Origin of the sequence: Rhizobium skierniewicense Ch11 (genome assembly GCF_023757665.1) — a bacterium.
In the GTDB taxonomy this organism is placed as follows: domain Bacteria; phylum Pseudomonadota; class Alphaproteobacteria; order Rhizobiales; family Rhizobiaceae; genus Agrobacterium; species Agrobacterium skierniewicense.
The window spans coordinates 499,461-523,426 of the sequence record NZ_RXPG01000030.1 but is presented as its reverse complement, the minus strand read 5'-3'; the positions used below and the strand labels follow the sequence as shown (position 1 = coordinate 523,426).

Sequence of the window (23,966 nt, the reverse complement as noted above, 5' to 3'; positions counted from 1 at the left end):
CCTCCCGCTTGTTGTCCCACGCTGTCGATTTTCCTCGCCGCGCGACATTTTGTTTTTAAATTGCGCGTTCCGTCTCTGCATCAAAGAGATGGACTTTTGCCGGGTCCACACCGATTTTCAACGTCTCACCCGCCTTTATTCGCGTTTCAGGCGGCATACGCGCCGTGAGCATTTCCGTGCCTAAGGTGAAATGAACCAGTGTGTCGGATCCCAAGGGTTCGACAACCTGAACATGGCACGTTAATGATACCTGCGACGAGTCCGTGCTGAAATGTTCCGGGCGAATGCCGACAATGTACGCTCGTCCATCGATAGCAGCAGCATGACCGGCTGAGCGCAGCGCAGAGATTGGCAGGCTGTCACCGTTCGCAAAAACAAGATTGCCGCCATCGGCCTTGGCTTTTGCAAAATTCATCGCGGGGGAACCGACGAAGCCGCCGACAAAAACACTGGCCGGGCGATTATAGACCTCATCCGGCGTTCCGACCTGCTCGATTTCGCCACTCTTCAGGATAACGATACGATCCGCAAGCGTCATCGCCTCGACCTGATCGTGCGTGACGTAGATGATCGTCGTGCCGAGAGACTGGTGCAGTTTCTTGATTTCGGTGCGCACCTGGCCACGCAGTTTTGCGTCCAGATTTGATAAAGGCTCATCAAACAAAAAAACCTGCGGGCGGCGCACGATGGCGCGCCCCATGGCCACACGCTGGCGTTGGCCGCCTGAAAGTTGGCCGGGCCGCCGATCCAGCAGATGGGAAATCCCCAGCATGTTGGCGGCGTCTTCGACGCGCGTTGCAGCCTCGCCCGCAGCGATACCCCGCACCTTCAGGCTGAAACCCATATTTTCACGAACGGTTTTATGCGGATAAAGTGCGTAGTCCTGAAAGACCATGGCGATGTCACGCTCGCGCGGCGCCAGCCTGTTGACGACACGATCGCCGATTTTCACTTCGCCGCCCGTTATGGACTCCAGACCGGCAACCATCCGCAAGGTTGTTGATTTTCCGCAGCCGGAAGGGCCCACGAAAACAACGAACTCTCCGTCACCGATCTCAAGGTCGAGACCCTTGACGATGGGGTATGCGCCGTAGCTCTTTTCGAGCTTAGTAAGCGTAACTGATGCCATTCCTAATCACCCAACCCGCGGCGGCAATGCTTTGGGCTCCTCTTAAAATCAGCATACGCAATGATCTAATGAAATCAATACTGTATCAATTTAATTTATTTCGTTTGAATTTAAAAAATCCCCATTGATTTGCAATAACAATTCGAAATATTTTTAAATTTCCGCGTGAGACAACTCGTTTTTTATCCAGATGGAACACCCCATGGAATTCTATTTCAGCCGGTTGACATATCGCGCAATGCGGGGGTCGAACCAGGTGTGGGAAACCTCTGCCGTCACGCCTTCGTGTGAATGGCTGATCCGCAGGACATGAGGCATGGATTCGCCGCATTTGGGACCGAACGCAGCGGGAGACCAGTCCGGTACGTGACCCAGACCAATATGGTCTTCCGCTTTCGCGATCCACAGCCCAAGCCGTGTTCTGTAATAGAGGTAGAGGGATTCAGACAGGTCAGAAACGGCAATGCTGTCGATGTAGGAACCATCGAGCCATATTTCCTCGATCGCGGCGGCCTCGCCCGCTATTCGCCTCAACCGGCGAATGCGATGTCCCTCATCGGATGAACCAAAGGGTGGCAGCTCCGCTGGTTTAGTTTGGCGGCTGACACTCAGGATTTCTGCGGTCGGAAAGCCGCCGCCGTTGACCAACTCCAATCGAAACATGGCGTAAACGCTTTTGGGGTCCGTGACTGCACGAATATAATTACCTGACCCTTGAATGCGCTCCAGCAATCCACGCGTATGCAGCTCGGCGAGCGTCTTTCGCAACGTTCCCACAGCGATCCCAAGGGTGTTCGCCATCTTACGCTCCGGGGGGAGCTTCTCGCCGTCGATCAGTCGGCCAGCCGTTATATCCCGAACCAATGTCTCGGCGATCTGGAGATATACGGGCAAACTTCCTTTGGAACTCCTCATTCTCAACCCCTCCCGGTCATCGACAGAAAAAATTGATGCATTATTGATTTACTAAATAGCGAATGTTACTGAATTGGGCAATGTCCTGTGAGGAGGATTTCATGACGATTATACCTGTAACATCTGCGGATCTTGACGCAACAGAAGTGTCGTGGTTTTCGGCACTGTGCTCCGACGATTATGCCTATCTTGGCGTTCCCGACGGATCGTTACGCTCAAGTTGGGATCATTGCTCCTCGATCGTCAAGAAGGCCGAATATCTGGGTTTTCGCAACGTCCTCTGCCCGTCCTCCTATCAGGTGGGGCAGGACACGCTCAGCTTCGTTGCCGGCTGCGCGCCCATCACCGAAAAGATCAATTTTCTGGCCGCCATACGCTGTGGCGAAATGCAGCCCATCATGCTGGCCCGCACCGTGGCCACGCTGGATCATATGCTCAAGGGCCGTTTGACGCTGAATATCATCAGCTCTGATTTTCCAGGCGAAGTTGCCGACAGCGCCTATCGTTACAGGCGCAGCCACGAAGTCGTGCAAATTCTGCGTCAGGCATGGACGCGCGAGACAATCGACCACGATGGAGAAATCTATCAGTTCAAGGGCGTTTCGACCGAGCCGGCCCGCCCCTACCAGCAAAACGGTGGCCCCCTGCTCTATTTCGGCGGCTATTCCCCAGACGCACTGGAACTTTGCGGTGCGCAATGTGACGTCTATCTCATGTGGCCCGAAACGAAGGAACAGCTTGCCGAGCGCATGCGTGCGGTTCACGCCCGCGCACAAGCCCACGGCCGAACACTCGATTATGGCCTGCGCGTTCACATGATTGTGCGTGATACCGAAAAAGAAGCGAAGGAATATGCTGAACATCTGGTATCCAGACTGGACGACGAATATGGCCGGTTGATCCGTAACCGCGCTCATGACAGCATCTCACTTGGTGTAGCGCATCAGGCAAAGGCACGTGAGCTGGCGGACAAGTTCGGTTATATCGAGCCCAACCTTTGGACGGGCATCGGACGTGCGCGTTCCGGCTGTGGCGCTGCACTCGTCGGATCGACAGATCAGATCATGAGCGCGATTGAAGACTACCAGAAGATGGGTATTCGAGCCTTCATCTTCTCCGGCTACCCACATCTGGAAGAAGCAGAGCATTTCGGTCGCAAGGTCCTGCCGCACCTAAAGACCTGCTCCCTGCCGCATGTGCACGGGCGCGTCCCAGCCGCGACACCCGCAACACCCCTTGGAAATGGAGACCGTCACTGATGGATCGCATCGAACTCACACCCGACATTTCGCTCAGCCGCATCGTCTATGGCATGTGGCGCGTAGGCAACGACGATGACACCTCCGCGGCTCATGTCCAGGCCAAGATCGAGGCATGCCTTGCGCAGGGCATCACCACGCTCGATCAGGCGGATATCTACGGTGGATATACGGCCGAAGCGATTTTAGGGGAAGCGTTCAAGGCATCACCATCGCTACGCGACAAGGTCGAACTCGTGACGAAATGCGGCATTGTCGCCCCGGCGGGTCGCCACTCTGGCGCGCGCGTCAAGCATTACGATACCTCGGCAGACCATATCAATGCGTCGGTGGAAGCATCGCTACGCGACATGGCGACTGACCATATCGACCTGCTGCTCATCCATCGACCCGATCCGATTATGGACCCTGACGAAACGGGTGCAGCCCTTGATCAACTGGTGGCGTCCGGAAAAGTTCGCAGTGTTGGTGTTTCGAACTTCCGCCCTTGGGATTTTTCGCTGTTACAAACACACATGGAAAGCGAACTGGTCACCAACCAGATAGAGCTCAGCCTCGGCGAAACATCGGCCTTTACCAACGGCGATCTGGCCTTTCTTCAGGAACGGAACCTCGCTGTGATGGCCTGGTCACCTCTTGGCGGCGGCTCTTTGATGACGGCAGGCGGAGCCCTTGCCGATGCCATGGCAGGCATTGCCAACGATCAGGGTGTCGATAGCGCCGCTGTCGCGATTGCCTGGCTGCTTCGGCATCCGGCCAAAATCCTGCCGGTACTGGGAACCAACAACCTGACGCGCATCGCCGCGATCTTTCAGGCAAACCAGGTGGTTATGGACAGGCAGATGTGGTTTGAACTCTACACATTGGCCAAAGGTCATGAGGTGCCCTGATGTCATCCACTAGCAGCATGTCTGTGCATGATGAGCATAGCTTCGTTCCGGATGCTGCAAACACGCGTAGCCTTCGCACCGCGCTTGGAAATTTCCCGACCGGCGTGACGGTCGTCACCGTCCTGACGCCGGCGGGGCCAATCGGGATGACAGTAAACAGTTTTTCGTCCGTTTCACTCGATCCGCCGCTGATATTATGGTCACCAGCCAAAACGTCTTCCAGGCACGATATCTTTACTGGTGCCACACACTTCGCGATACATGTACTCGCCGCGGATCAAAATGATCTCAGCAGTCGCTTTACCCGAGGCGGACTTGGCTTTGAAAATCTGGCATGGGACGGTAATGCAGAAGGTGTTCCGATCATCCCGGGCACGCTTAGCCGTTTCGAGTGCGAGCGCGCATCGATCTTCGATGGCGGCGATCATTCGATCCTTCTAGGCCGCGTTCTTCGCGCAACCTACCGCAACGGGGAACCATTGTGCTTTGCACGCGGAGCATTCGGGCGGTTCGAAGTCGCGTCTTGAGAGATGGCGCGACTTCACGACGCTTGAAGCGCGGAAATGACGACGAAATAACTGACGGCCACGAGCAGCAGCAGCGAGATTGATGAGGCAAGGATAACTCGCCCTCCCGCGCTTGCCACCGTTCGGATATCGACAGAAAGGCCTAGTCCCGCCATCGCGACCACGGTCAGGCCGCTGGAGATGGTCAGAAGCAGGGTAACGGCATCGGGCGGAATAAGTCCCAGAGACCTGATAACAACGACAATCATGAAACCGATGATGAACCACGGCACAAGATGATGGCGGGAGGTCGAGCGTCCCTCACGCCGGGCAGCTTTCCCTTCGAAAATACCCAGTGTGAAGATCACCGGCCCGAGCATGAGGACGCGCAGAAGCTTGATGACAGTGCCCGTCTGGACCGCGACCAGACCCGCAGGTGTCGCGGCGGCCAGAACTTGCGGAACGGCGTAGACGGTCAGACCAGCAAGGGCGCCATATTGCGCAGCGCCCATGCCCGCATACGTATAGAACAGCGGCAAAAGAAGAACCGAGGCGACACCAAGGACTGCCGTAAAGGCGAGCGCCGAGGCCACCTCATCAGACGTGGCCTCAATGACAGGCGCAACCGCGACAATCGCAGAATTACCGCAGATAGAGTTCCCGCAGGCGATCAGCATCGCAAGCCGGCGCGACAGACCGAAAACGCGGGCAACAGCAAAACTCACATAGATCGACAGTGTCACGATCGCTACGACCGAGATGATCAGCGTAAGGCCCGCACTCCTGATGGTCGCAAAACTGATCGACGCTCCGAGAAGGACAATAGCAATCTCCAGCAATGACTTCGAACTGAAATTGATGCCGGGGCGCCATGTTTTCTGGTCCGAAAACAACGTTCGGGTCACGATGCCCAGGAGGATCGCAAAGACGAGTGCTTCGAGGAACCCCGCGCCCAAGAGCGCGTGCTGCACCCACGCCAGAACATAGGCTGCGAACGCCACCAAGGTGCAGACGACAAGGCCCGGAATGATTTGGCGCACTTTGGAAAAATTCATCGGAGGCAATCTCAGCTGATACGGTGAAACGGTTTTTTCAGCTAATTTAATTTACTTCCATCGAATAATATTCTACGTTTCATTCAGAAAAACAGAACGATTTCCTATGACCTTCGAACAACTCGCAATTTTTGTCGCAGTCGCGGAACGTGAGCATCTGACCAAGGCGGCCGCCGCCATCCATTTGACGCCCTCGGCGGTGAGTGCTTCGATCCGCAGCCTCGAACAACATTATGGTGTCGAACTCTTTCACCGGATTGGCCGGCGGATCGAGTTGACCAGCACCGGGCTTATTTTCCTCGAAGAAGCCCGTAAGCTTCTCGCCCGGTCTCGGTCCGTCGAACTCATCCTCAACGAACTTGGCGGTATGCAGCGGGGTTCTCTCAGCGTCTTTGCCAGCCAGACCATCGCCAGCTACTGGTTACCGCCACGTCTGATGGAATTTCACAAAAAGTTTCCCGGTATCGCTTTGCAGTTGACGATCGGCAATACGCGCACTGTCGCGGACGCCGTCATCAGCGGCGAAGCCGATATCGGCTTTGTGGAGGGTGAACTCGACGAACCCGCGCTCGCGGCTTCGATCATGGCGCATGATGAACTGGTCGTCGTGGTCGGCCCCTCCCATCCCTGGGCGGGCAAAAAAGCCCTTGCTGCCGACGATATAAGAGGCGGTCAGTGGGTTATGCGCGAAGTCGGGTCCGGCACCCGTTCCGCCTTCGAGGAAACCTTGAACGGCATGGGCGTTAAAGCGGCCGGGTTGAACATCGTGCTGGTCTTGCCATCCAACGAATCCATCCTCTGCGCCTTGCTCGCAGGCACTGGCGCTGCAGCCGTGTCGCGCCTCGCCGCGCAGCAATATATCGAAAGCGGCAAGTTATGCGAAGTCGGATTCCAGACACGCATCCGCGAATTCCGTCTGCTCAGGCACAAGGAACGTCATGCCAGCAAGGCTGCAATGACACTTCTCGATATTTGTCATCCGGCGCCGACATGACGGTCTGACCATCAACAGGAACGCCAGTCAGCCCCAACCTAATCTTTGACCTCACCTACGGTATCGGCAACATGGGCGCCACGGCTGCCCATTGGCAGCGGATGGCCCGTCGTCGAATCGATTGTTGTCTGATGTTCCAACTCGGCGTTGATCTCAGCACCCAGGATCAGGATAATCACCGATATCCATGTCCAAACCATCAGACCGATCACGGCACCCAACGTCCCGTAAGTCGCATTGTAGTCCGCAAATTTTTCCAGATAGAAGGAGAAAAGAACGGATGCAGCCAACCACAGGGTGGTCGAAAAGATTGCCCCCCAGGTCAGCCACCGGAACTTGGCTTGTGCGCGGCTCGGACCGTAGCGATACAGCATCGTGATGCCGCAACCGATGAGAAGAAGAAGAAGGGGCCAACGGGCGAATTTGGCTAGAAACTCGGTCCATTGATCGAGCCAGAGATAGGCGAGCACGGCAGGAACGATACCAACAGCTGTGATCAAGGCAATGGCGATGATCAGTGCGCCGAAGGTAAACAGCAGTGAGTTCAGATTGAGCTTGATGATCCCGCGCTTTTCTTTCTCGCCATAGGCAATATTCATGGCTTCGAAAAGCGCCTTGATGCCGTTGTTGGCACTCCAGAGCGCGACGAGAAAGCCGGTGATAACCCCGATGCTCAGCGTCGAACTCTTCTGTTGGGACAAACCGTCCAATTGACCGACAATGAGATCGAATGCGCCTGGAGGCAGCACCGTGGACAAAAACGCGATGTGTTTTGCGATGGTGACAGGATCGGAGAAGACCCCGTAAAGGGAAACAAGGGCTGCCAAGGCCGGGAATAGCGCCAGAAGCAAATAATACGTGGCGCCAGCGGCGATCAGCGTAACGCGGTCCTCGAAGAACTCGAAAAAGACGCGCCAGACAACGTCACGATAGCCGCGTAACGGGATTTGGCTCGGCTTTTCAGCAAACCGGCCTCGCTCTTCATCTGATCCCTTCAGACCGCTGTTTTCACCGCTCACCTAGCCCACCTGTCGTACCCGAAAAGCCAAGTACATCAAACCCGCCTGAAGACTCAAGGTCTAAAGGCTTCGACCAGTGGATGTGACGGACTTTTCACTTCCACGATGGTGGTGGCACTTCTGAGCCAGTCCCATCGGGGGGCTTGGTTGGAGCGAATGATCTAAATGCCGGCCTGAAAATTAGATGTCATGATCTCTTGCCACGCCTCGTAAGCCGATATGACTGTCTGCATCTGCGCGGTATGCCCTGTGATAAAGGGTTCTCCATAGATCGTTTCGTCAGGATATTCGGTGATCAACGTGATCGGAACGGCGTGGCGGTCGTCGATTGACGTCAGGCAAGGGATGCCGTTGATGATCTGAAAACCGGTTTCTCCTGCGTGGATCTCATAGAGCCCGATCTGGCGCTTGTTGTCATCAAGAAGACCGGGAATCACAGCAAGACGCCGAGTAATTTTATCGAGCAAAGCTTCCGCCTGCTCAGCCCAGTCGGAGTGATGCCGGACGATGAGGAAAAACCCCTTCGGCAACGTCCACATCGCGAAATTACGGGGTATGTAGCCAGAAAGTGGCCGGGTCCACTCATGTGAGGGGTAGCCGTGCAGGTTGATATGCAGTGCCGCACCACTCAGTTCCTGCGCCCTGAACCGGATCTCCGTCTCGTTCAGATGGGCTCCTGATGTCTCGCGTGTCCTATATTCGAGGTCATCGCCAAGCGCGGTATAACGGGCAGCGTGATGCATATGTCGGGGATTATCGACACGCAACCGCTGATGGATGGCATATCCATCAGGATTTTCCAGCGGTGATATCGTGAAATGAGCGTCAGCCCGGTTATTCAGCACGTGCGCCGCGCGAAGAGCGCCGACGATGCCTGTCGTCTCATTGGCGTGCTGCCCACCACTGATCATCACAGCGGCGTCGCTACCCCCGCGATAAGCCGCCATAACGCATCGGCCTGATCTTGCAACGGCAACAAATTCCTCGCCGCCCAACTCGCTCAGCGAGCTTGAAATCTGGTCGGCAGCAAGAGGCGCGGTGGCTGTCGCAATGGGCTGATGCGCGCCATCCACGAACTCTTTTTCAAGTGGGCGGATTTGGATGTGAACCGAAATCTCCGCGTCGCTTTTGATGACTTCAGGAACAATCTGGCCGGGCGTGAGGCCACGATCACCAAGCGGGCGCCCCGATTTTTTCTGGAAGAATTCGAGAAGCGAGAAGTAGAGATCCTCATGCAGCGCCTCCCGCACGCTGACCGTCTCATCGCCAACCGAGAGCGGCGCATCATCGGAGGGGTATCCAATCCGAAGATTCAGCTCTTCGAAATACGGTTCTTCGTTGCCCCAATCATGTTTTGTAACGGCATCGATCGCGCTTCCGAACAGACGCTCGTAATCTGTCTCCAAACGCTCTCCGACCTCGTCGTTGCCACGCCGCAACCAACCTGTGGGCGATACGTTGGTTTGCCCGACAATATCGACATGGACGCGATTGGGAGCCATGATCTTCAGTGTTTCGGATCCGTACGCGCGCGTCAGAACCACATGATAGAAAAACGCCGCATCCTCACGCGGGACGAACTCGATTTTGGCATTTCCAACCAACGCCGCCAAAGGGTAGGCTTCGAGCCGGAAGCGGTTTACGGGCGCCTGCGTGTGGACGGGATATTGAATCTGAATGGTTTCGACACCTGTCAGATCGATCTCTTCCAGAAAAGCATGAAGCAACGGCTTGTAAGCGCAGTGGATGCGGGACATGACGCCTTTTTCCAACAACCGTCGCTCGGTATCCCGCCTGCTGCTCGAATCATCGAAAGTCCAGGCCTCCAGAAATTGCCCGGGGACAGCGCGCTCTACCAGCTCATCGAGCGTGCGATTGAAACTCTGGCTGAAGATCACGGTCATCGTTCTTTACCCCTATCGTTCTCGCGGGATGACCGGGCCGATGGGGTTTGGCCACGGGTCCTGAAACGTTATGTAGCGGTCCTTGCCGCCGCCGCGCGCGCAGACTGGACAACGCGGCGTTCAAGCCGTCCGAAGGCCGAGCCTTTTGCGCTCACGTGCTTTCCAGCAAAACCTGATGTCCCGGCGAAACGGAGCGATAGGTTCGCTTGGGCGACATGTAACCGATCGGACGAATTGGGCTTTTGAGTTCATCAATCGGCGCGTTGCGGCGTAAACCTCTTCTTGCGGGGTCCGGCACCGGCACCGCGGCCATGAGCTTCTTGGTATAGGGATGTTGCGGATTGGCGAAAATCGAGGCACGAGGACCGATTTCGACAATTTCACCAAGATACATGACCGCAACCCGGTGGCTGACCCTTTCCACCACCGCCATATCGTGGCTGATGAACAGAAATGCGATCTTGAACTGCTCCTGTAAATCGAGCAGCAGGTTGCACACCTGCGCCTTGATCGACACATCCAGTGCAGACACGCTTTCATCCGCGATGATCACCTTGGGATTGAGTGCCAGTGCACGGGCGATGGCGATGCGTTGACGTTGGCCACCGGAAAACTCATGCGGATACCGGTCCATCATCGATGCCGACAGGCCAACGCGCTCCAAAAGATCGGCCGCCATCTGTCTTGCCTGCGAAGGCACCGCGATCTTGTGCTTGATCATCGGTTCTGCCACGGCATAACCCACCGTCATGCGCGGATTGAGGCTGGAAAACGGATCCTGAAAAATCATCTGAACGCTTCGGCGCATGTTACGGAGTGCGACCTGATCGAGCTTGAGGACATCGAAACCATCCAGCGTCACATCCCCACTACGCGGCTCCACCAGACGGGCAATCGAGCGCCCTGTCGTGGACTTTCCACAGCCGGACTCGCCGACCAGAGAGAGCGTCTCACCCTGAAACAGGTCGAAAGACACATTTTCAACGGCATGCACGGCACCGGTCTTTCGACCGAACAGGCCCGATCCGACATCAAAACGCGTTACGAGGTTCTTGACCGAAAGAACGGGTGTCAATCCGCCTTCAACAGTATTAGGGACCTCCTTGGCCTCGGAGATCACGCCGCTCGACGTATCGACGCGCGGGAAGCGCAAAGGCCAGTCATGCCCCTCCATGGAGCCAAGTTTGGGAACGGCTGCAAGCAAGGCACGCGTATAAGGATGCTGCCCGCGATGGAAGATGTCGGCTGTCTCGCCTGTTTCCACCTGATCGCCCCGAAACATCACGATGGTGCGGTCAGCAATTTCTGCCACGACCCCCATATCGTGGGTGATGAAAAGAACGGCCATACCTTCCTCTTCCTGCAACTGCTTGATGAGGTCGAGGATCTGTCCCTGGATCGTGACATCAAGCGCGGTCGTGGGCTCATCTGCAATCAACAGCTTCGGCTTGGAGGCCAGCGCCATGGCGATCATCACACGCTGGCGCATCCCGCCCGAAAACTGGTGCGGATATTCGTCGAAGCGGCCTTGGGCGTTGGGTATACGCACCTTTTCCAGGAGCCGGATGGTTTCTGCACGGGCTTGCGCCTTGGTCATGCCCTTGTGCCGCGTCAGGACTTCTGAAATCTGTCGCCCGATGGTGAAGACCGGGTTGAGCGATGTCATCGGCTCCTGAAAAATCATCGCCATGTCGTTGCCACGCACTGTGCGCATTTCTTTTTCGGAAATGGTGAGAATATCTTTCCCGCCAAGCAGCACCTTGCCGTCGATGCGGCTGGATCGTGGCTCCAGCAGACGCATGACCGACAGGGACGTGACGCTTTTGCCGGAGCCGCTTTCGCCGACGATGGCGACTGTTTCACCGGCCTTCACTTCAAAGGACAGGCCACGAACGACGGTCTTCCACTCACCATCGACCAAAAAGGCGGTGCTCAGGTTTTGAACCGAAAGAACGGTTTCGCCCGACGATGCTTTCACGACTTCGGCCATAACGTCATCTCCCCACGGCGTAGGCTTGCATGAGACGCGGCGTGGCGGCAGCTCTGAGAAGGCCATCCGCATCCCGCCGTGCAGCCGTCAGGCGACCCACCGTCCAGGGATCGGCTGCGGTAACATCGTGTCCACGGGATTTGAGATCGGCCAGAGCCTGCTCGCCAATGCTGCTTTCGATCATCACATTGCCGGGCTGACGCGTACGTGGATAGAACGAGCCGGGAAAATGCGTGGTATGGAACAACGGCAGATCGATAGCCTGCTGCAAGTTCATCCCGAAATGCGCGTAACGCAGGAAGAAGGCCAGTTGCCATTGGTCCTGCTGATCGCCCCCCGGCGTGCCGAAAGCCAGTGTCGGTTTGCCCTCGAACAGGCCGAGTGATGGCGTCAGCGTTGTGCGTGGACGTTTGCCCGGCGCCAATGATGTCGGAAGGCCGGGTTTCATCCAGAACATCTGTGCGCGCGAATTGAGGCAAAAGCCGAGGCCCGGAATGATCGGCGAAGACTGCAACCAGCCGCCCGATGGCGTGACCGAAACCATGTTGCCTTCGCGGTCGATGACATCGATATGCACGGTATCGCCACGCTTTTCTGTCAGGTGCGACATGGTCGGCTCATAGACGGCACCCACCCCGGCCATCGTGTTCAGCATATCCATGGTGAGATCATGCTGTGTATCGAAACCGGGGATACGACCGGGCCGCAGATCCATCGACGCCTTACCGGTAATCAGTTTGCGGCGTTCGTCATTGTATCCATCTGAAAGCAGGGTCTGGATTGGAACTTGTGCATGTTCCGGATCACCGTAATAGACTTCACGGTCAGCGTAGGAAAGCTTCATGGCTTCCACCACAGTGTGGACGAAATCGACGCCTGCCGGGTCCATCGCACCGATATCGATGCCCTTCAGCAACGCAAGGGATTGCAGAAGCACCGGCCCCTGCCCCCAAGGGCCTGTCTTGGCAATCGTCCAGCCGTGATAATCATACGTCGTCGGCTCTTCTATGGTGGCCGTCCAGTTGGACATGTCGTCGGCGGTGAGCACGCCCTTGTGCCGTTGACCGCTGGCATCCATCACCTCCGCCGTCTTCAGATAGTCGCTGATCGCCTCTGCAACAAAACCGCGATAGAACGCGTCACGGGCCGCGTCGATACCAGCCTCACGGCCTGTCTTTGCCTCGGCTTCCGCAATGATCCGCTTCCATGTCTGCGCCAGAACCGGGTTCTTGAAGCTGGACAAGGGCTGGGGCGCGACACCGCCCGGTAGCCAGGTTTCGTAGGATGTCGGCCATTCCTTCTGGAAGAAATCGGCGAGCCCTTCAATGGTCGCCGCCACGCGCGGCAAGAGTGGGTGACCGTGTTCGAGATAATAGATCGATGGCTCCAGCACCTCACGAACGGACATCGTGCCGTAATCGCGCAGCATCAGCATCCAGCCGTCGAACGCACCGGGAATGACCGTAGCCAGCAGGCCGTCTCCAGGAATAAGATCGATACCCTCCGCGCTATAGTGCTCGATGGTGGCCGCCGCAGGCGCCGTACCCTGCGCACAGATGACCTCGACCTTGTCTTTTTTCTTCGAGTAGATGATGGCCGGCATGTCGCCACCCGGTCCATTCAGATGCGGTTCGAGAACCTGCAACACAAAACCCGTCGCAACGGCCGCATCGAAGGCGTTTCCACCTTTTTCCAAAATGCTCATGCCGACAGCAGAGGCGATCCAGTGGGTTGAGGTAACGACGCCGAAGGTACCGAGAATTTCAGGCCGTGTGGTGAAAGCATTCATGACAGTTTCCTTTGGAAATTCCTAGTTTTCGCGTGGGTCAAGCGCATCGCGCAGACCATCGCCCAGCAGATTGAACCCGATCACGACACAGAAGATCGCGGCCCCAGGCCACATCGCCATCCATGGCGCTTGCGTCAGAAAGTTCTTGGCGACGTTAAGCATCGAGCCCCAGCTTGGCGCCGGTGCCTGTTGGCCCAGCCCCAGAAACGACAGGCTGGCCTCCGCGATGATGGCTGTCGCCACCGTCAGAGTCGCCTGCACGATGATGGGCGGCACGATGTTGGGCAGGATGTAGCGCAGCATGATATCGCCATGGCCAAGACCGATGGAGCGCGCGCCTTCGATATAGTCCTCGGTCTTGATGGCCATGACCTGCGACCGTGTCAGTCGCACGAAGATCGGCATCGCTGACAGACCGATGGCGATCATGGCATTGGTCAGGCTCGGCCCGAGGAACGCGGCAAGTGCAATGGCCATGATGAGAAATGGCATGGCAAGAAACGCTTCGGTAATGCGCGAGATCACCTGATCGACCCAGCCGCCGAAATAGCCCGACACAAGCCCGAACGGCACACCCAGCAACACGGCGATCGCAACCGAGACCACTCCGGCCATCAAGGATGCCTGCGCACCCCAGATCATTCTCGACAGAACGTCTCGACCGATATCATCTGTGCCAAGCCAGTGCGCTGCCGAGGGCGCCTTGCGAATGGCTCCCCAGCTTGTTGCGACCGGGTCCGCCAATGGCAAGACGGGTGCTGCAATCGCAAGCAGCGTGAAGAAGGCGATGATGATGAGCCCGGCAATCGCGCTGCGATTACGCTTCATCTTTTTCCACGCCCTGCTTTGGGCAGCCTTGGGCTTTTCGGCAGGAATTGCCTCTACGGACAGGCTCATAGGGTTGCCCTCATGCGCGGGTTGAGCAGGACCGTCACGACATCGGCCAACAGGTTCATGAAGATGAACCCGACCGCCGTGCACAGGACCACGCCTTGCACCACCGCGTAATCACGGTTGAACACGGCATCGACGATGAGCTTGCCGAAACCGGGAATGGTGAAAATCTGCTCGGTCAGAACGGCACCGGCGAGAAGCTCCCCGAACAACAGCGCTGTCAGCGTAATGACTGGTAGAAGCGCATTTCGGAAGGAATGGCTGAGCACGACTTCACGCGTGGAAAGACCCTTGGCGCGTGCGGTGCGAATATAATCCGACTTCATAACCGATAGCATGGAGGAGCGCGTGTGCCGCATGAGTGTTGCCGCAAGCCCGGTTCCCAATACGAAGGAGGGCATGATCATGGTTTGCAGCGACCTCACGGGATCGACAAAAATGGACTCGTAACCAGACGCCGGAAGCCAGCCAAGCTGTACGGATACGAAAAGGATGAGCATGATGCCCAGCCAGAAATTTGGGATGGACAGCCCCGACAGGGCGACGATATTGGCGACGTAGTCGATCCAGGTGTTTTGTTTGACAGCGGCCAGAATGCCCATGGGAACACCGATGGCAAAGGCGAAGAACATCGACATCAGGGCGAGCTGGATCGTCACCGGCAGCTTTTCGGCCACAAGCTCCAGAACGGGCTGGTTGGTGCGAAGCGATACGCCGAAATCGCCTTGGACAACCGACCCGATCCAGTAAAAATACTGGTAAACGACCGGATCATTCATCCGGTATTTTTCCCGCAACAGCTCGATGACGGCGGGATCGCGCTCTTCTCCGGCCATGGCGAGGATAGGATCACCCGGCAAAAGCTTCTGCAGCGAAAAAACAAAGACGGAAATGATCAGCAGCGTCGGGATCGCTACCAGCAGCCGCTTGGCGATGTAGATATGCATAAAAGCAAGTCCTTATACGGGCAAGGCTCTTGGACCGGGAGTGCGAGACGCAGCCAATGGGTGCGTCTCGCCATGTGCACGCGGCAGACTTAGTCGGCTTTCTTGACGCCCGCCAGGCGGATCATGCCGTCGCCGGATGGGGTAAACCCGGTGATCTTTTTGGAATAGGCATAGAGATACGCCTGATGGCCGAGATAGATCAGCGGCAAATCCTCATCCAGGATTTTCGTCGCCGCATCGTACTTTGTCTTGCGCACGGCATTGTCCGTCGATGCACGCGCCTCATTCAGCAACTTGTCGACTTCCGGGTTGCAATATTTGGTGTCGTTGATGCCACCCTTGCAGGTCACGAACTGGTGGATGTTGCCATCCGGGTCGGAACGGCCGGACCAATCGGAGCGTGACAGCACGTAATTGCCCGCTGTCTGCTCAGACAGAAGCGTCGCGAATTCCGTGGCCTTCAGCTTCACATCAAATCCGGCTTCGGCGGCCATGGACTGGATGACCTGCATCGCCTGCGTTTGCGTTGTATTGTTGGCATGTTGAAGTTCGATTTCGTACTTTTCGAAACCGGCTTCCTTCATCAACGCTTTTGCCTTGTCCACATCGCGCGCGGGAACGGGAATGTCCTTGTTGTACCAAGGGCTGGTTGGCGGCCAAGGCTGGTTGCCCGCCATCGCAGTCCCTTCGAACACCACCTGATTGATCGCTTCGCGGTCGATAGAGAGTGAGAATGCCTGACGCAGGCGCTTGTCCTTGCCGAACGGATTGTCGGCCTTGGCGCCGTTGCCGATGTTGACATACAGAGCCATATAGCCGGGACCGACAACCTCTCCATAATTCAACTTGTCGTCCGCCTTGACGGCAGCGACGTCGGACGCCGAAATACGCTCTGCAAGATCAAGATCTCCCGATTGCAGGTTGGCGAGACGCACGGTCGTATCCGGGATGGGCAGGAACGTGACCTTGTCGATGAAGATGTTGTCCTTGTTCCAGTAATCGGCAAACTTCTCCAGAACGATGCGATCCTGCTGAATGCGCTCAACGAATTTAAAGGCGCCCGAGCAAACCGGGTTCTTGGAGAAGTTGGCACCCAGTTCCTTGCCAGCCTTTGGCGAAATCATCATGCCTGCACGGTCAGAAAGCTGCGCAAGCAAGCTGGCATCCGGACTCTTCAGCGTAAACTTGACCTGGTACGGTCCGGTCGCTTCGACCTTCGCGACGGAGGCCAGTTCGCTCTTGCGGCGCGATTCCGGCAACGTCATGTTGCGATCGATGTTGTAGACGACCGCTTCGGCATTGAACGGTGTACCATCATGGAAGACCACGCCTTCACGCAGATCCATCGTCAAGGTTCCGCCATTGTCGCCCCACGCCCATTTGGTCGCAAGCTGCGGAATGACAGCGAGATTGTTGTCGAGATCAACCAGCTTGTCGCAAAGGCTCGTATAGACAATACGACCCACGAATGTCCGGGACTGAGCGGGGTCCAGCACATCGGCATCGTCCATCAGGCCGATCCGCAGATCCGCCGACAGCACCGGTGTTGCCAGCAACGTGCCAATGAGAAGCAGTCCGGAAAGTCTAGCTAAGCGTTTCATTTTGTCTGTTCCCTTGGTGGTTTGGGTGGAAATCGGCCGGTTTTCCGGTCTCTGATTATGGCATTGTCCGTGTTAGCGCGGATCGGTCTCCTGCACGGTGGCAGGCGCGTCCTGCGCGACCATCGATGTCTGGCGGATCAACCGCTCCTGAAGCGTCAGCAGGTGATTGCGCATGGCCTCACCCGCCCGCTCCGGGTCTCGTGAAGCGATCGCCTCGATAATATCCGTATGCTGGTCGCGCGATTCTTTCAGCGTTCTGTCCTGCTTTCGGGCACGTTCGCGCACCGCCTGCCAAACCGGGTCCTGGCGAACGCGGTTGATGACATCGAAAAGCGACAGAAAAAGCTGATTACCAGCCGTCTGCGCAATCAATCGATGCAACGAGCCATCCCAAAGCTCGCGCCAGTCTGCATCTGTGCGTTCGTAGATTTTGTCGCGAAGCTCCCGCATACGGGCGATGTCAGCATTTTTGGCCCGCATGGCGGCCAGTTGTGCGAGTTGCGGCTCTATCCGCAGGCGCACTTCCATGATTTCCATGAAATTGGTTCCAGATACAAGGCTAGCGGCGTGCTCGCTCCAGCTATCGGGTTTCTGTCCTAGAAATGTACCTGCACCCTGCTTTCTCCAGATGAGCCCCTCGGCTTCCAAAACCTCCAGCGCTCTGCGTATCTCCCGTCGGCCCAGACCGAAACGCTCTGATAGCAGTCTCTCGGTCGGTAATTTGCCGTCAGGGGACATTGTTGTCACCCGCAACAGTTCACGTAACCTCTCCAGCGCGTAGTTGGAGTTTTCTGGTGCTCTGACAGAAGTCTTTTGATCCAATGGTTCGTACCAATTTCGAATTGGTTCCAGTGAAACCGTTAATTCCGCGGCCGTCAAGCCTAATTATGATGCACAATAAAAATCGCAAAAAAAGAAGGCATCCAGCGTTCATCTGTCACGCAAATCATTCCAATCGCCGATCATGAACAAGCGGAGTGCGAGCGCAAAAAAGCATCGCGCTGGGCGAAAATTGATGCTTTTCGAGCGTCTGTCGATCTCTTACGCCTGCTTCAGAAAAGATTGGGACAGGGAAGCGAAATGGGAAAGCCGTTTTACTGGAATGAACTGAACACCCTCGATTTTGCAGGCTTGTCCGTCGATCGAACCATTGCTGTCCTGCCGATCGCGTCGACGGAGCAGCACGGCCCACATCTGCCGGTGGCAACCGACGTTGCAATTGCAAACGGCATGTTGGAGGAACTCAAAGTTCAGCGACCGGATGACCTTGATTTCCTTGTTCTGCCGACACAGGAAATCGGTAAAGCCAACGAGCATGTTTACGGACCGGGGACGCTGTCGTTCGGCGCCGAAATCCTCATTCCGGCCTGGACCGCGATTGGTGCGAAGGTCGCGGAGGCGGGCCTTCGCAAAATGGTGATTGTCAATTCCCATGGCGGAAATGTCGATATCATGAGCATCGTTGCCCGCGAGCTGCGTGTCAAACATCACATGGCGGTCGTCAGCACGCAGTGGGGCCGCTTCGGCAATCCGGAGGGCTTGATCTCCGAGCATGAGCAGAAATTCGGAATTCATGGCGGTGATGTCGAGACATCGCTGATGCTGCACTTCCGTCCTGACCTCGTGCGGATGGAGCACGCCCAAAACTTCATCTCCAAGGCCGAATGGATGAAAGAACAGTCCCGGCTTTTACAGCCCCTTCCACCGCACTCCCTTGCCTGGATTGCCCATGATCTCAATCCGCACGGCGTCGTCGGAAATGCGGCCGCCGCAACAGCAACCAAGGGCGCCGCCATATGTCGCCATCAGGTCGCGGGCTTCGTCGAGTTATTGCGCGATCTGTCAGACTATTCACTGGACAACCTCTATGTGAAGTGAGCAGCTTCGCCTTTGTCCGGCTGACGCTGTGGCGGCACATGGCCCTTTGCCTCCAACTCCGTCACAAGCTCTGACAATCGGGATAGCAGAAACTCAACAAACAGACTTGTCACCGTATCGAGTGAAGAGCGGGAACGCGCAAAGAGCTTCATCGGCTGGTGCCGGGAATGTGGGCCAGCCAATGGCCGGAAGACGAGCTCCCCTCGACGGCATTCCGCTAAAACATCGAGAGGATTGAGCAGCGTCAGTCCCGTTCCAAGCTTGACCAACTGCTTGAGCATGTCGGACGCGTTGCTTTCCACCACGGGCTGCACAGCGACAGAAAGCGGCGCGAACGCCAGATTGATGACGTTACGAAGACTGGTGCCGGACTGTGCCAGAACCAGAGGCTCCTGTGCGACATCGGCAAGATCGATGGGTCCGTCACCCGCCAATCGGTGCCCGGGCGGCATCACGACGCCAATCGGTATGTCGAAATTGGCGAGTGTCCGAATGCCGGGCGTAGCGGGGATATTAAATCCCAGGCCGATATCCACTTCGCCGGCCAGCACCGGTGAAATTGTCGTTGACGGACCATCATTTCGCAGATGGACGTGTATTCTTTGATACTTGGCGATAAAGCTGGCGACAATCTCCGGCAACGGTCCTGCGGCAAGCCCAACGGTCGCGACCATCGACACCTTGCCTGCCTGGGGCATTTTTAATCCGCGAATACGCCCTTCCATCCGCTCATAGGTCTTGAGAACCTCGCGGATATGCTCGATGCACAACTCCCCTGCCGCGGTTAACCTCAATCCGCGCGGCATGCGCTCGAAGATTGGCGCACCCAACTCTTCCTCCAGCGCCAAAATTTGACGGTTGATCGCCGAGGATGCCACGTTCAGCCTGGCCGCAGCCTTGCGGATCGAGCCGCATCTGGCAATCTCATCGATGTAGCGAAGTTTCCGCGAATGCAGCACCGGTAAAGTCCTCTGCTCAATTTTAAGACGCGCTGCCCTTTTCGGCAGTTCGTTTTGGAAGCGATGCTCTAAAGGCATCAATGCGCACGAATTTTGATGCTTTTCAAAGATCAATGCAACCGCTCAAATGAAAGGGAACGGGCACGCCTACGATGCCTGTAAAAGGGAACGATTCAAAATGTTCAGAGATTCCAAGACAAAGAGCTGCGTGGCCGCATTGGGATTGTGCGCCGCTACGTTATCCGCCCAGCCCGCATCCGCACTTGACGAGGTCAGCTATGGAACGAACTGGCTGGCACAGGCTGAACATGGCGGTTTTTATCAGGCCGTAGCTGATGGCACATATGAGCGGCATGGTCTGAAGGTGACCATCGTCCAGGGCGGTCCAAATGCCGCCAACCGGTCTCTTCTGTTTGCCGGAAAAGTCGATTTCTACATGAGTGGTCAGTTGGGTGACATGGATGCGCGCAAGGAGGGAATTCCGGTGGTCGGTGTTGCCTCGCTGTTCCAGAAAGATCCACAGATGCTGATGGCGCACCCTGACGCTGGGATCGAAACGTTCGGCGACATGAGCAAGCTGACGACCATATTCATGGGCAAGGAGGGCTTCGCAACCTACTTCGAGTGGATGAAGAAGAACTATCCAGGGTTCAAGGAAGAGCAATACAAGCCCTACACGTTCAACCCGGCACCGTTCATCGCCGACAAGCAATCTGCACAGCAAGGCTACCTGACCTCGGAACCCTATGAGGTCGAGAAGCAGACGGGCTGGAAGCCGAAGGTCTTTCTGCTGGCTGACGCGGGATACGCACCCTATTCGACGATGATAACAGCCATGCAAAAGACGGTCGATGAAAAGCCGGAGATGGTTCAGCGCTTCGTCGATGCCACGCTGGAGGGCTGGTACACTTACCTTTACGGTGACAACAAGGCTGGTAACGACCTGATCAAGAAAGATAATCCGGAGATGACGGATGGTCAGATCGCTTTTTCCATCGCGAAGATGAAAGAATACGGCATTCTTGAATCGGGTGAAGCTCTGACCAAGGGCATCGGCTGCATGACCGACGAGAGATACAAGAAGTTCTTTGACGATATGGTGGCGATTGGCGTTGAGCCCGGCGATCTGGATTACAAGCAGGCCTATACAACGAAGTTCGTCTGCAAGGGCGTGGGCATGGCGCTCAAGAAATAGGAAAATCGATGGGATCGCACGCCTCGTTTCGACGGGTGAGCCGTGATGATCCCGTCGCCCTAACCGATCGCGAGTCCCGACGTCACGATATTTGCCAAGGCCATGCAATGACCCTACCGCCAGTTTCGAAACCACCCGCCAGCACCGAAGGTCGAAAACGACCTCTGGTCAGCATGAGGGGCGTTTCAAAGCAGTTTTCAAATGGGACACTGGCGCTGTCCGATGTATCGTTGAGCATCGATAGTGGCGAGTTCGTGAGCCTGCTCGGCCCCTCCGGCTGTGGAAAATCGACGGCGCTAAGGATCATCGCAGGTCTCGGAGACGCCACATCGGGCACGATCGACTGGCCAAGCTCGCGTATCAACGCGAAGGGCTTGCCGGATGGCGATATCTCATTCGTCTTTCAGGAACCGACGCTGATGCCCTGGCAGACGGTCTTCGGAAACGTCCATCTGCCACTGAAGCTGCGGGGCGTGTCCAAATCGGCCGCCAAGAACGACGTGGCGCGCGCGCTCGAAACTGTTGGTCTCAGCGACTTCGCAAATGCCTATCCGCGAGAATTGTCCGGTGGCATGAAGATGCGTGTTTCAATCGCACGAGCACTCGTGACAAAGCCAAAATTGCTGTTGATGGACGAACCATTCGCGGCGTTGGACGAGATCACGCGGCAAAAGCTGAATGACGACGTGCTGACATTGTGGAAACAGACCGGCATCGCTGTCGTCTTCGTCACGCATTCGGTTTTTGAGAGCGCCTATCTGTCCAATCGTATTGTGATCATGCGGCCAAGGCCGGGCCGCGTGCATGCAGATTTCCCTCTGGTTACCAGCTTGGAACGAGATGCACACTATCGCACGTCTGAGGAATATCGTCGGGCCTGCGAAAAGGTGTCCACCATGCTGATTGAAGCCATGGATGGCGGAGAACACCAATGACCTTCAACCGCGACATGGCTTTGCGCATCACGATACCGATCGCCGTGGTTATCTGTATGATCCTGATATGGCAGGCCATCATCAGCGCCTATGCGATCCCACAATATATCCTGCCCGGCCCGGTCGCGGTGGGAAAGTCGCTCTATAATGACTGGGGCACGCTGTCGCCCGCATTGCTGGTGACCACAAAGATCACGCTTCAGGCGCTGGCACTGGCTTTGATGGGGGGCGTGGGGATCGCCATCATTCTCGTGCAATCCAAATGGTTGGAGATTGCGCTGTATCCCATCACGGTCATTCTTCAGGTGACACCCATCGTGGCGATTGCACCACTGATCCTCATTTACACACCGACGACCCAGATTGCGCTTCTGATCTGTGCCTTCCTCGTCGCATTCTTCCCGATCCTGTCGAACATGGCGCAGGGCCTGAAAAGCGTCGATCACAATCTGCTCAACCTGTTCGACCTGTATGGTGCCTCTCGCTGGCAAACACTGATCTATCTCAAACTTCCATCAGCGCTGCCCTATTTTATGACCGGCCTGCGGATTGGCGGCGGACTTGCACTCATCGCAGCCGTTGTCGCAGAATTCGCCGCAGGCTCGGCCGGGGCCGGTTCCGGCCTCGCATTCCGGCTCCTGGAATCGCAATACCGCCTGAACATTCCCAGGCTTTTTGCGGCACTGGTGCTGTTGTCGCTGCTCGGGGTTGTGATCTTCTGCATAACCTCGTTTATTTCCTGGCTTTTCCTGCACCGTTGGCATGAAAGCAGCCTGAGGAGAGAAAATTGATGACATATGGATTTACGCGAGTGCCACAAGAAGAACGTTTTGCATTGATCAATGCCACCTTGCCCTCGGTCACCCTGGAAGGGTTTGCAGCACCGGCAAAAGATGGTCTGGTTTCTGCCGACATCGTGATCGCGGGTAGGATGATCGAGACAGTCTTACCGGCAGGTTCCGCGCCTTTAGATCTGCCACGAACGGACCTGCGCAACGGCATGATTTTCCCGTGTTTCGTCGATATGCACACCCACCTAGACAAAGGCCATGTTTGGGATCGGCGAGCAAACCCAGACGGTACCTTCACAGGCGCTCTGGATAATGTACGCGAAGACCGCGTCGCTCACTGGTCATCTCAGGACATTCGTGCACGCATGGAGTTCTCACTAAGGGCCGCCTTTGCGCATGGCACAAAACTCATCCGGACGCATCTGGATAGCGTCCCACCGCAGACGGATATCTCCTTTCCGCTGTTTGCAGAGATCCAGCAGGAGTGGAAGGATCGTATCGTCTTGCAGGCAGTCGCTCTTCTACCGCTTGACAGCGTACTCGACAAACCGGTTTTCGATGCCATCGTCGCCACCACCAGAAAATACGGTGGACTGCTGGGCGGCGCGACCCGCATCCTGCCGGATTTTGACAAGATCCTCGACGCGCTGTTTCGCAGCGCTGCCGACAATGGCCTCGATATAGACCTGCATGTCGATGAGACCGAAGACCGGGAAGTGCTGACGCTAGAGGCCATCGCCGACGCCAAACGGCGCTCCGGCTTCCAAGGCTCAGTGACAGTTGGCCACTGCTGTTCACTTGCTCTTCAGGACGAGGAGACAATAAAGCGGGTTATCGGTAAAGTCGCGGACGCCGATATCTCGGTCGTGTCATTACCGATGTGCAATATGTATCTGCAGGATCGCCATGCAGGCCGCACGCCTCGCTGGCGCGGACCGACGCTGTTTCAGGAACTTACGGCCGCCGGTGTATCCACAGCCGTTGCTTCCGACAACACCCGCGATCCATTCTACGCCTATGGCGATCTCGATGCCGTCGAGGTGCTGCGTGAATCCGTGCGTATTTTGCATCTGGACCACCCGATTGATAACGTGGCGCGTATTGTGACCACGACGCCTGCCAACATCCTGGGCCGCACGGATATTGGCCGCATCGGGCCAGGGCTTCCAGCCGATCTGGTGATGTTTAATGCGCGCCGGTGGAGCGAGCTCCTTTCCCGTCCACAAGCAGACCGCATCGTGATGCGCAATGGCAAGGCCATCGACCGTTGCTTGCCAGACTACCGTGACCTTGATCCCATATTAATGAAAGAGTGA

21 protein-coding genes are annotated in these 23,966 nt (G+C 56.5%); 9 read left to right on the top strand and 12 right to left on the bottom strand.

What is annotated here, in order from left to right; all coding sequences use genetic code 11:
• Positions 1–55: 55 nt before the first annotated feature.
• Positions 56–1,129 (bottom strand): ABC transporter ATP-binding protein, encoded by a 1,074-nt coding sequence (locus EKM04_RS22265; RefSeq protein ID WP_183893637.1) that lies wholly within the window; start codon positions 1,127–1,129, stop codon positions 56–58.
• A gap of 210 nt (positions 1,130–1,339) precedes the next feature.
• Positions 1,340–2,044, bottom strand: a complete 705-nt coding sequence (locus EKM04_RS22260; RefSeq protein ID WP_183893635.1) for a GntR family transcriptional regulator — start codon at positions 2,042–2,044, stop codon at positions 1,340–1,342.
• A gap of 101 nt (positions 2,045–2,145) precedes the next feature.
• On the opposite strand from EKM04_RS22260, the gene EKM04_RS22255 reads away from it, so the two are divergent.
• Genes EKM04_RS22255 through EKM04_RS22245 form a run of 3 tightly spaced genes read left to right on the top strand, consistent with a single transcriptional unit; the run spans position 2,146 to position 4,720 of the window.
• The gene (locus tag EKM04_RS22255) at positions 2,146–3,303 is read left to right on the top strand and encodes an LLM class flavin-dependent oxidoreductase (RefSeq protein WP_183893633.1); all 1,158 of its coding nucleotides are present in this window, start codon (positions 2,146–2,148) and stop codon (positions 3,301–3,303) included.
• Positions 3,303–4,193: an aldo/keto reductase gene (locus EKM04_RS22250; RefSeq protein WP_183893631.1), complete on the top strand. Its 891-nt coding sequence runs from the start codon at positions 3,303–3,305 to the stop codon at positions 4,191–4,193. The genes EKM04_RS22255 and EKM04_RS22250 overlap by 1 nt, the downstream gene beginning before the upstream one ends.
• On the top strand, positions 4,193–4,720 hold the full coding sequence (locus EKM04_RS22245) for a flavin reductase family protein (protein ID WP_183893629.1): 528 nt from the start codon (positions 4,193–4,195) through the stop codon (positions 4,718–4,720). The genes EKM04_RS22250 and EKM04_RS22245 overlap by 1 nt, the downstream gene beginning before the upstream one ends.
• A gap of 14 nt (positions 4,721–4,734) precedes the next feature.
• Here the strand turns inward: EKM04_RS22245 and EKM04_RS22240 are convergent, their stop codons facing one another.
• A complete protein-coding gene (locus tag EKM04_RS22240) occupies positions 4,735–5,754 on the bottom strand; it encodes a YeiH family protein (protein WP_183893627.1) in 1,020 nt (339 codons plus the stop codon).
• A gap of 106 nt (positions 5,755–5,860) precedes the next feature.
• On the opposite strand from EKM04_RS22240, the gene EKM04_RS22235 reads away from it, so the two are divergent.
• Positions 5,861–6,748 carry a LysR substrate-binding domain-containing protein gene (locus EKM04_RS22235; RefSeq protein ID WP_183893625.1) on the top strand — a complete coding sequence of 296 codons (888 nt, stop codon included), beginning with the start codon at positions 5,861–5,863 and terminating at the stop codon, positions 6,746–6,748.
• Between the two features lie 38 nt (positions 6,749–6,786).
• Here the strand turns inward: EKM04_RS22235 and EKM04_RS22230 are convergent, their stop codons facing one another.
• The 8 genes from EKM04_RS22230 to EKM04_RS22195 all read right to left on the bottom strand — a co-directional run bounded on the left by EKM04_RS22230 (position 6,787) and on the right by EKM04_RS22195 (position 17,630).
• Complete coding sequence (locus EKM04_RS22230; protein WP_183893623.1) at positions 6,787–7,767, bottom strand: YihY/virulence factor BrkB family protein; 981 nt, start codon at positions 7,765–7,767, stop codon at positions 6,787–6,789.
• Between the two features lie 161 nt (positions 7,768–7,928).
• Positions 7,929–9,671 carry a M14 family metallopeptidase gene (locus EKM04_RS22225; RefSeq protein WP_183893621.1) on the bottom strand — a complete coding sequence of 581 codons (1,743 nt, stop codon included), beginning with the start codon at positions 9,669–9,671 and terminating at the stop codon, positions 7,929–7,931.
• A gap of 151 nt (positions 9,672–9,822) precedes the next feature.
• A complete protein-coding gene (locus EKM04_RS22220; RefSeq protein ID WP_183893619.1) occupies positions 9,823–11,661 on the bottom strand; it encodes an ABC transporter ATP-binding protein in 1,839 nt (612 codons plus the stop codon).
• 4 nt (positions 11,662–11,665) lie between these two features.
• Positions 11,666–13,450, bottom strand: coding sequence for a gamma-glutamyltransferase family protein (locus EKM04_RS22215; RefSeq protein WP_183893617.1), 1,785 nt, complete (start codon positions 13,448–13,450; stop codon positions 11,666–11,668).
• 21 nt (positions 13,451–13,471) lie between these two features.
• Complete coding sequence (locus tag EKM04_RS22210) at positions 13,472–14,347, bottom strand: ABC transporter permease (protein ID WP_183893615.1); 876 nt, start codon at positions 14,345–14,347, stop codon at positions 13,472–13,474.
• On the bottom strand, positions 14,344–15,291 hold the full coding sequence (locus EKM04_RS22205) for an ABC transporter permease (protein WP_174154714.1): 948 nt from the start codon (positions 15,289–15,291) through the stop codon (positions 14,344–14,346). Before EKM04_RS22205 ends, EKM04_RS22210 begins: the two co-directional genes overlap by 4 nt.
• 89 nt (positions 15,292–15,380) lie before the next feature.
• On the bottom strand, positions 15,381–16,892 hold the full coding sequence (locus tag EKM04_RS22200) for an ABC transporter substrate-binding protein (RefSeq protein ID WP_183893613.1): 1,512 nt from the start codon (positions 16,890–16,892) through the stop codon (positions 15,381–15,383).
• Positions 16,893–16,964: 72 nt separating this feature from the next.
• Positions 16,965–17,630 carry a FadR/GntR family transcriptional regulator gene (locus EKM04_RS22195; protein ID WP_210290007.1) on the bottom strand — a complete coding sequence of 222 codons (666 nt, stop codon included), beginning with the start codon at positions 17,628–17,630 and terminating at the stop codon, positions 16,965–16,967.
• A 342-nt stretch (positions 17,631–17,972) separates the two neighbouring features.
• On the opposite strand from EKM04_RS22195, the gene EKM04_RS22190 reads away from it, so the two are divergent.
• Positions 17,973–18,770 carry a creatininase family protein gene (locus tag EKM04_RS22190; protein WP_183893609.1) on the top strand — a complete coding sequence of 266 codons (798 nt, stop codon included), beginning with the start codon at positions 17,973–17,975 and terminating at the stop codon, positions 18,768–18,770.
• Here EKM04_RS22190 and EKM04_RS22185 read toward each other — a convergent pair.
• Positions 18,758–19,729, bottom strand: coding sequence for a LysR family transcriptional regulator (locus EKM04_RS22185; protein ID WP_183893607.1), 972 nt, complete (start codon positions 19,727–19,729; stop codon positions 18,758–18,760). The genes EKM04_RS22190 and EKM04_RS22185 overlap by 13 nt on opposite strands.
• Positions 19,730–19,907: 178 nt before the next feature.
• Between EKM04_RS22185 and EKM04_RS22180 the strand changes: the two genes are divergently transcribed.
• The 4 genes from EKM04_RS22180 (at position 19,908) to EKM04_RS22165 (ending at position 23,966) form a co-directional block, all read left to right on the top strand.
• Positions 19,908–20,924, top strand: a complete 1,017-nt coding sequence (locus EKM04_RS22180) for an ABC transporter substrate-binding protein (RefSeq protein WP_183893606.1) — start codon at positions 19,908–19,910, stop codon at positions 20,922–20,924.
• 107 nt (positions 20,925–21,031) lie between these two features.
• The gene (locus tag EKM04_RS22175; RefSeq protein ID WP_183893604.1) at positions 21,032–21,859 is read left to right on the top strand and encodes an ABC transporter ATP-binding protein; all 828 of its coding nucleotides are present in this window, start codon (positions 21,032–21,034) and stop codon (positions 21,857–21,859) included.
• Complete coding sequence (locus EKM04_RS22170) at positions 21,856–22,650, top strand: ABC transporter permease (protein ID WP_183893602.1); 795 nt, start codon at positions 21,856–21,858, stop codon at positions 22,648–22,650. Before EKM04_RS22175 ends, EKM04_RS22170 begins: the two co-directional genes overlap by 4 nt.
• Positions 22,650–23,966 carry a cytosine deaminase gene (locus EKM04_RS22165; RefSeq protein ID WP_183893600.1) on the top strand — a complete coding sequence of 439 codons (1,317 nt, stop codon included), beginning with the start codon at positions 22,650–22,652 and terminating at the stop codon, positions 23,964–23,966. Before EKM04_RS22170 ends, EKM04_RS22165 begins: the two co-directional genes overlap by 1 nt.

What these genes read in the sequence shown, in the direction of transcription:
- EKM04_RS22265 (WP_183893637.1), bottom strand. Translation starts at nt 1,129, where the DNA reads ATGGCATCAGTTACGCTTACTAAGCTCGAAAAGAGCTACGGCGCATAC.
- EKM04_RS22260 (WP_183893635.1), bottom strand. Translation starts at nt 2,044, where the DNA reads ATGAGGAGTTCCAAAGGAAGTTTGCCCGTATATCTCCAGATCGCCGAG.
- EKM04_RS22255 (WP_183893633.1), top strand. Translation starts at nt 2,146, where the DNA reads ATGACGATTATACCTGTAACATCTGCGGATCTTGACGCAACAGAAGTG.
- EKM04_RS22250 (WP_183893631.1), top strand. Translation starts at nt 3,303, where the DNA reads ATGGATCGCATCGAACTCACACCCGACATTTCGCTCAGCCGCATCGTC.
- EKM04_RS22245 (WP_183893629.1), top strand. Translation starts at nt 4,193, where the DNA reads ATGTCATCCACTAGCAGCATGTCTGTGCATGATGAGCATAGCTTCGTT.
- EKM04_RS22240 (WP_183893627.1), bottom strand. Translation starts at nt 5,754, where the DNA reads ATGAATTTTTCCAAAGTGCGCCAAATCATTCCGGGCCTTGTCGTCTGC.
- EKM04_RS22235 (WP_183893625.1), top strand. Translation starts at nt 5,861, where the DNA reads ATGACCTTCGAACAACTCGCAATTTTTGTCGCAGTCGCGGAACGTGAG.
- EKM04_RS22225 (WP_183893621.1), bottom strand. Translation starts at nt 9,671, where the DNA reads ATGACCGTGATCTTCAGCCAGAGTTTCAATCGCACGCTCGATGAGCTG.
- EKM04_RS22220 (WP_183893619.1), bottom strand. Translation starts at nt 11,661, where the DNA reads ATGGCCGAAGTCGTGAAAGCATCGTCGGGCGAAACCGTTCTTTCGGTT.
- EKM04_RS22215 (WP_183893617.1), bottom strand. Translation starts at nt 13,450, where the DNA reads ATGAATGCTTTCACCACACGGCCTGAAATTCTCGGTACCTTCGGCGTC.
- EKM04_RS22210 (WP_183893615.1), bottom strand. Translation starts at nt 14,347, where the DNA reads ATGAGCCTGTCCGTAGAGGCAATTCCTGCCGAAAAGCCCAAGGCTGCC.
- EKM04_RS22205 (WP_174154714.1), bottom strand. Translation starts at nt 15,291, where the DNA reads ATGCATATCTACATCGCCAAGCGGCTGCTGGTAGCGATCCCGACGCTG.
- EKM04_RS22200 (WP_183893613.1), bottom strand. Translation starts at nt 16,892, where the DNA reads ATGAAACGCTTAGCTAGACTTTCCGGACTGCTTCTCATTGGCACGTTG.
- EKM04_RS22195 (WP_210290007.1), bottom strand. Translation starts at nt 17,630, where the DNA reads ATGTCCCCTGACGGCAAATTACCGACCGAGAGACTGCTATCAGAGCGT.
- EKM04_RS22190 (WP_183893609.1), top strand. Translation starts at nt 17,973, where the DNA reads ATGGGAAAGCCGTTTTACTGGAATGAACTGAACACCCTCGATTTTGCA.
- EKM04_RS22180 (WP_183893606.1), top strand. Translation starts at nt 19,908, where the DNA reads ATGTTCAGAGATTCCAAGACAAAGAGCTGCGTGGCCGCATTGGGATTG.
- EKM04_RS22175 (WP_183893604.1), top strand. Translation starts at nt 21,032, where the DNA reads ATGACCCTACCGCCAGTTTCGAAACCACCCGCCAGCACCGAAGGTCGA.
- EKM04_RS22170 (WP_183893602.1), top strand. Translation starts at nt 21,856, where the DNA reads ATGACCTTCAACCGCGACATGGCTTTGCGCATCACGATACCGATCGCC.
- EKM04_RS22165 (WP_183893600.1), top strand. Translation starts at nt 22,650, where the DNA reads ATGACATATGGATTTACGCGAGTGCCACAAGAAGAACGTTTTGCATTG.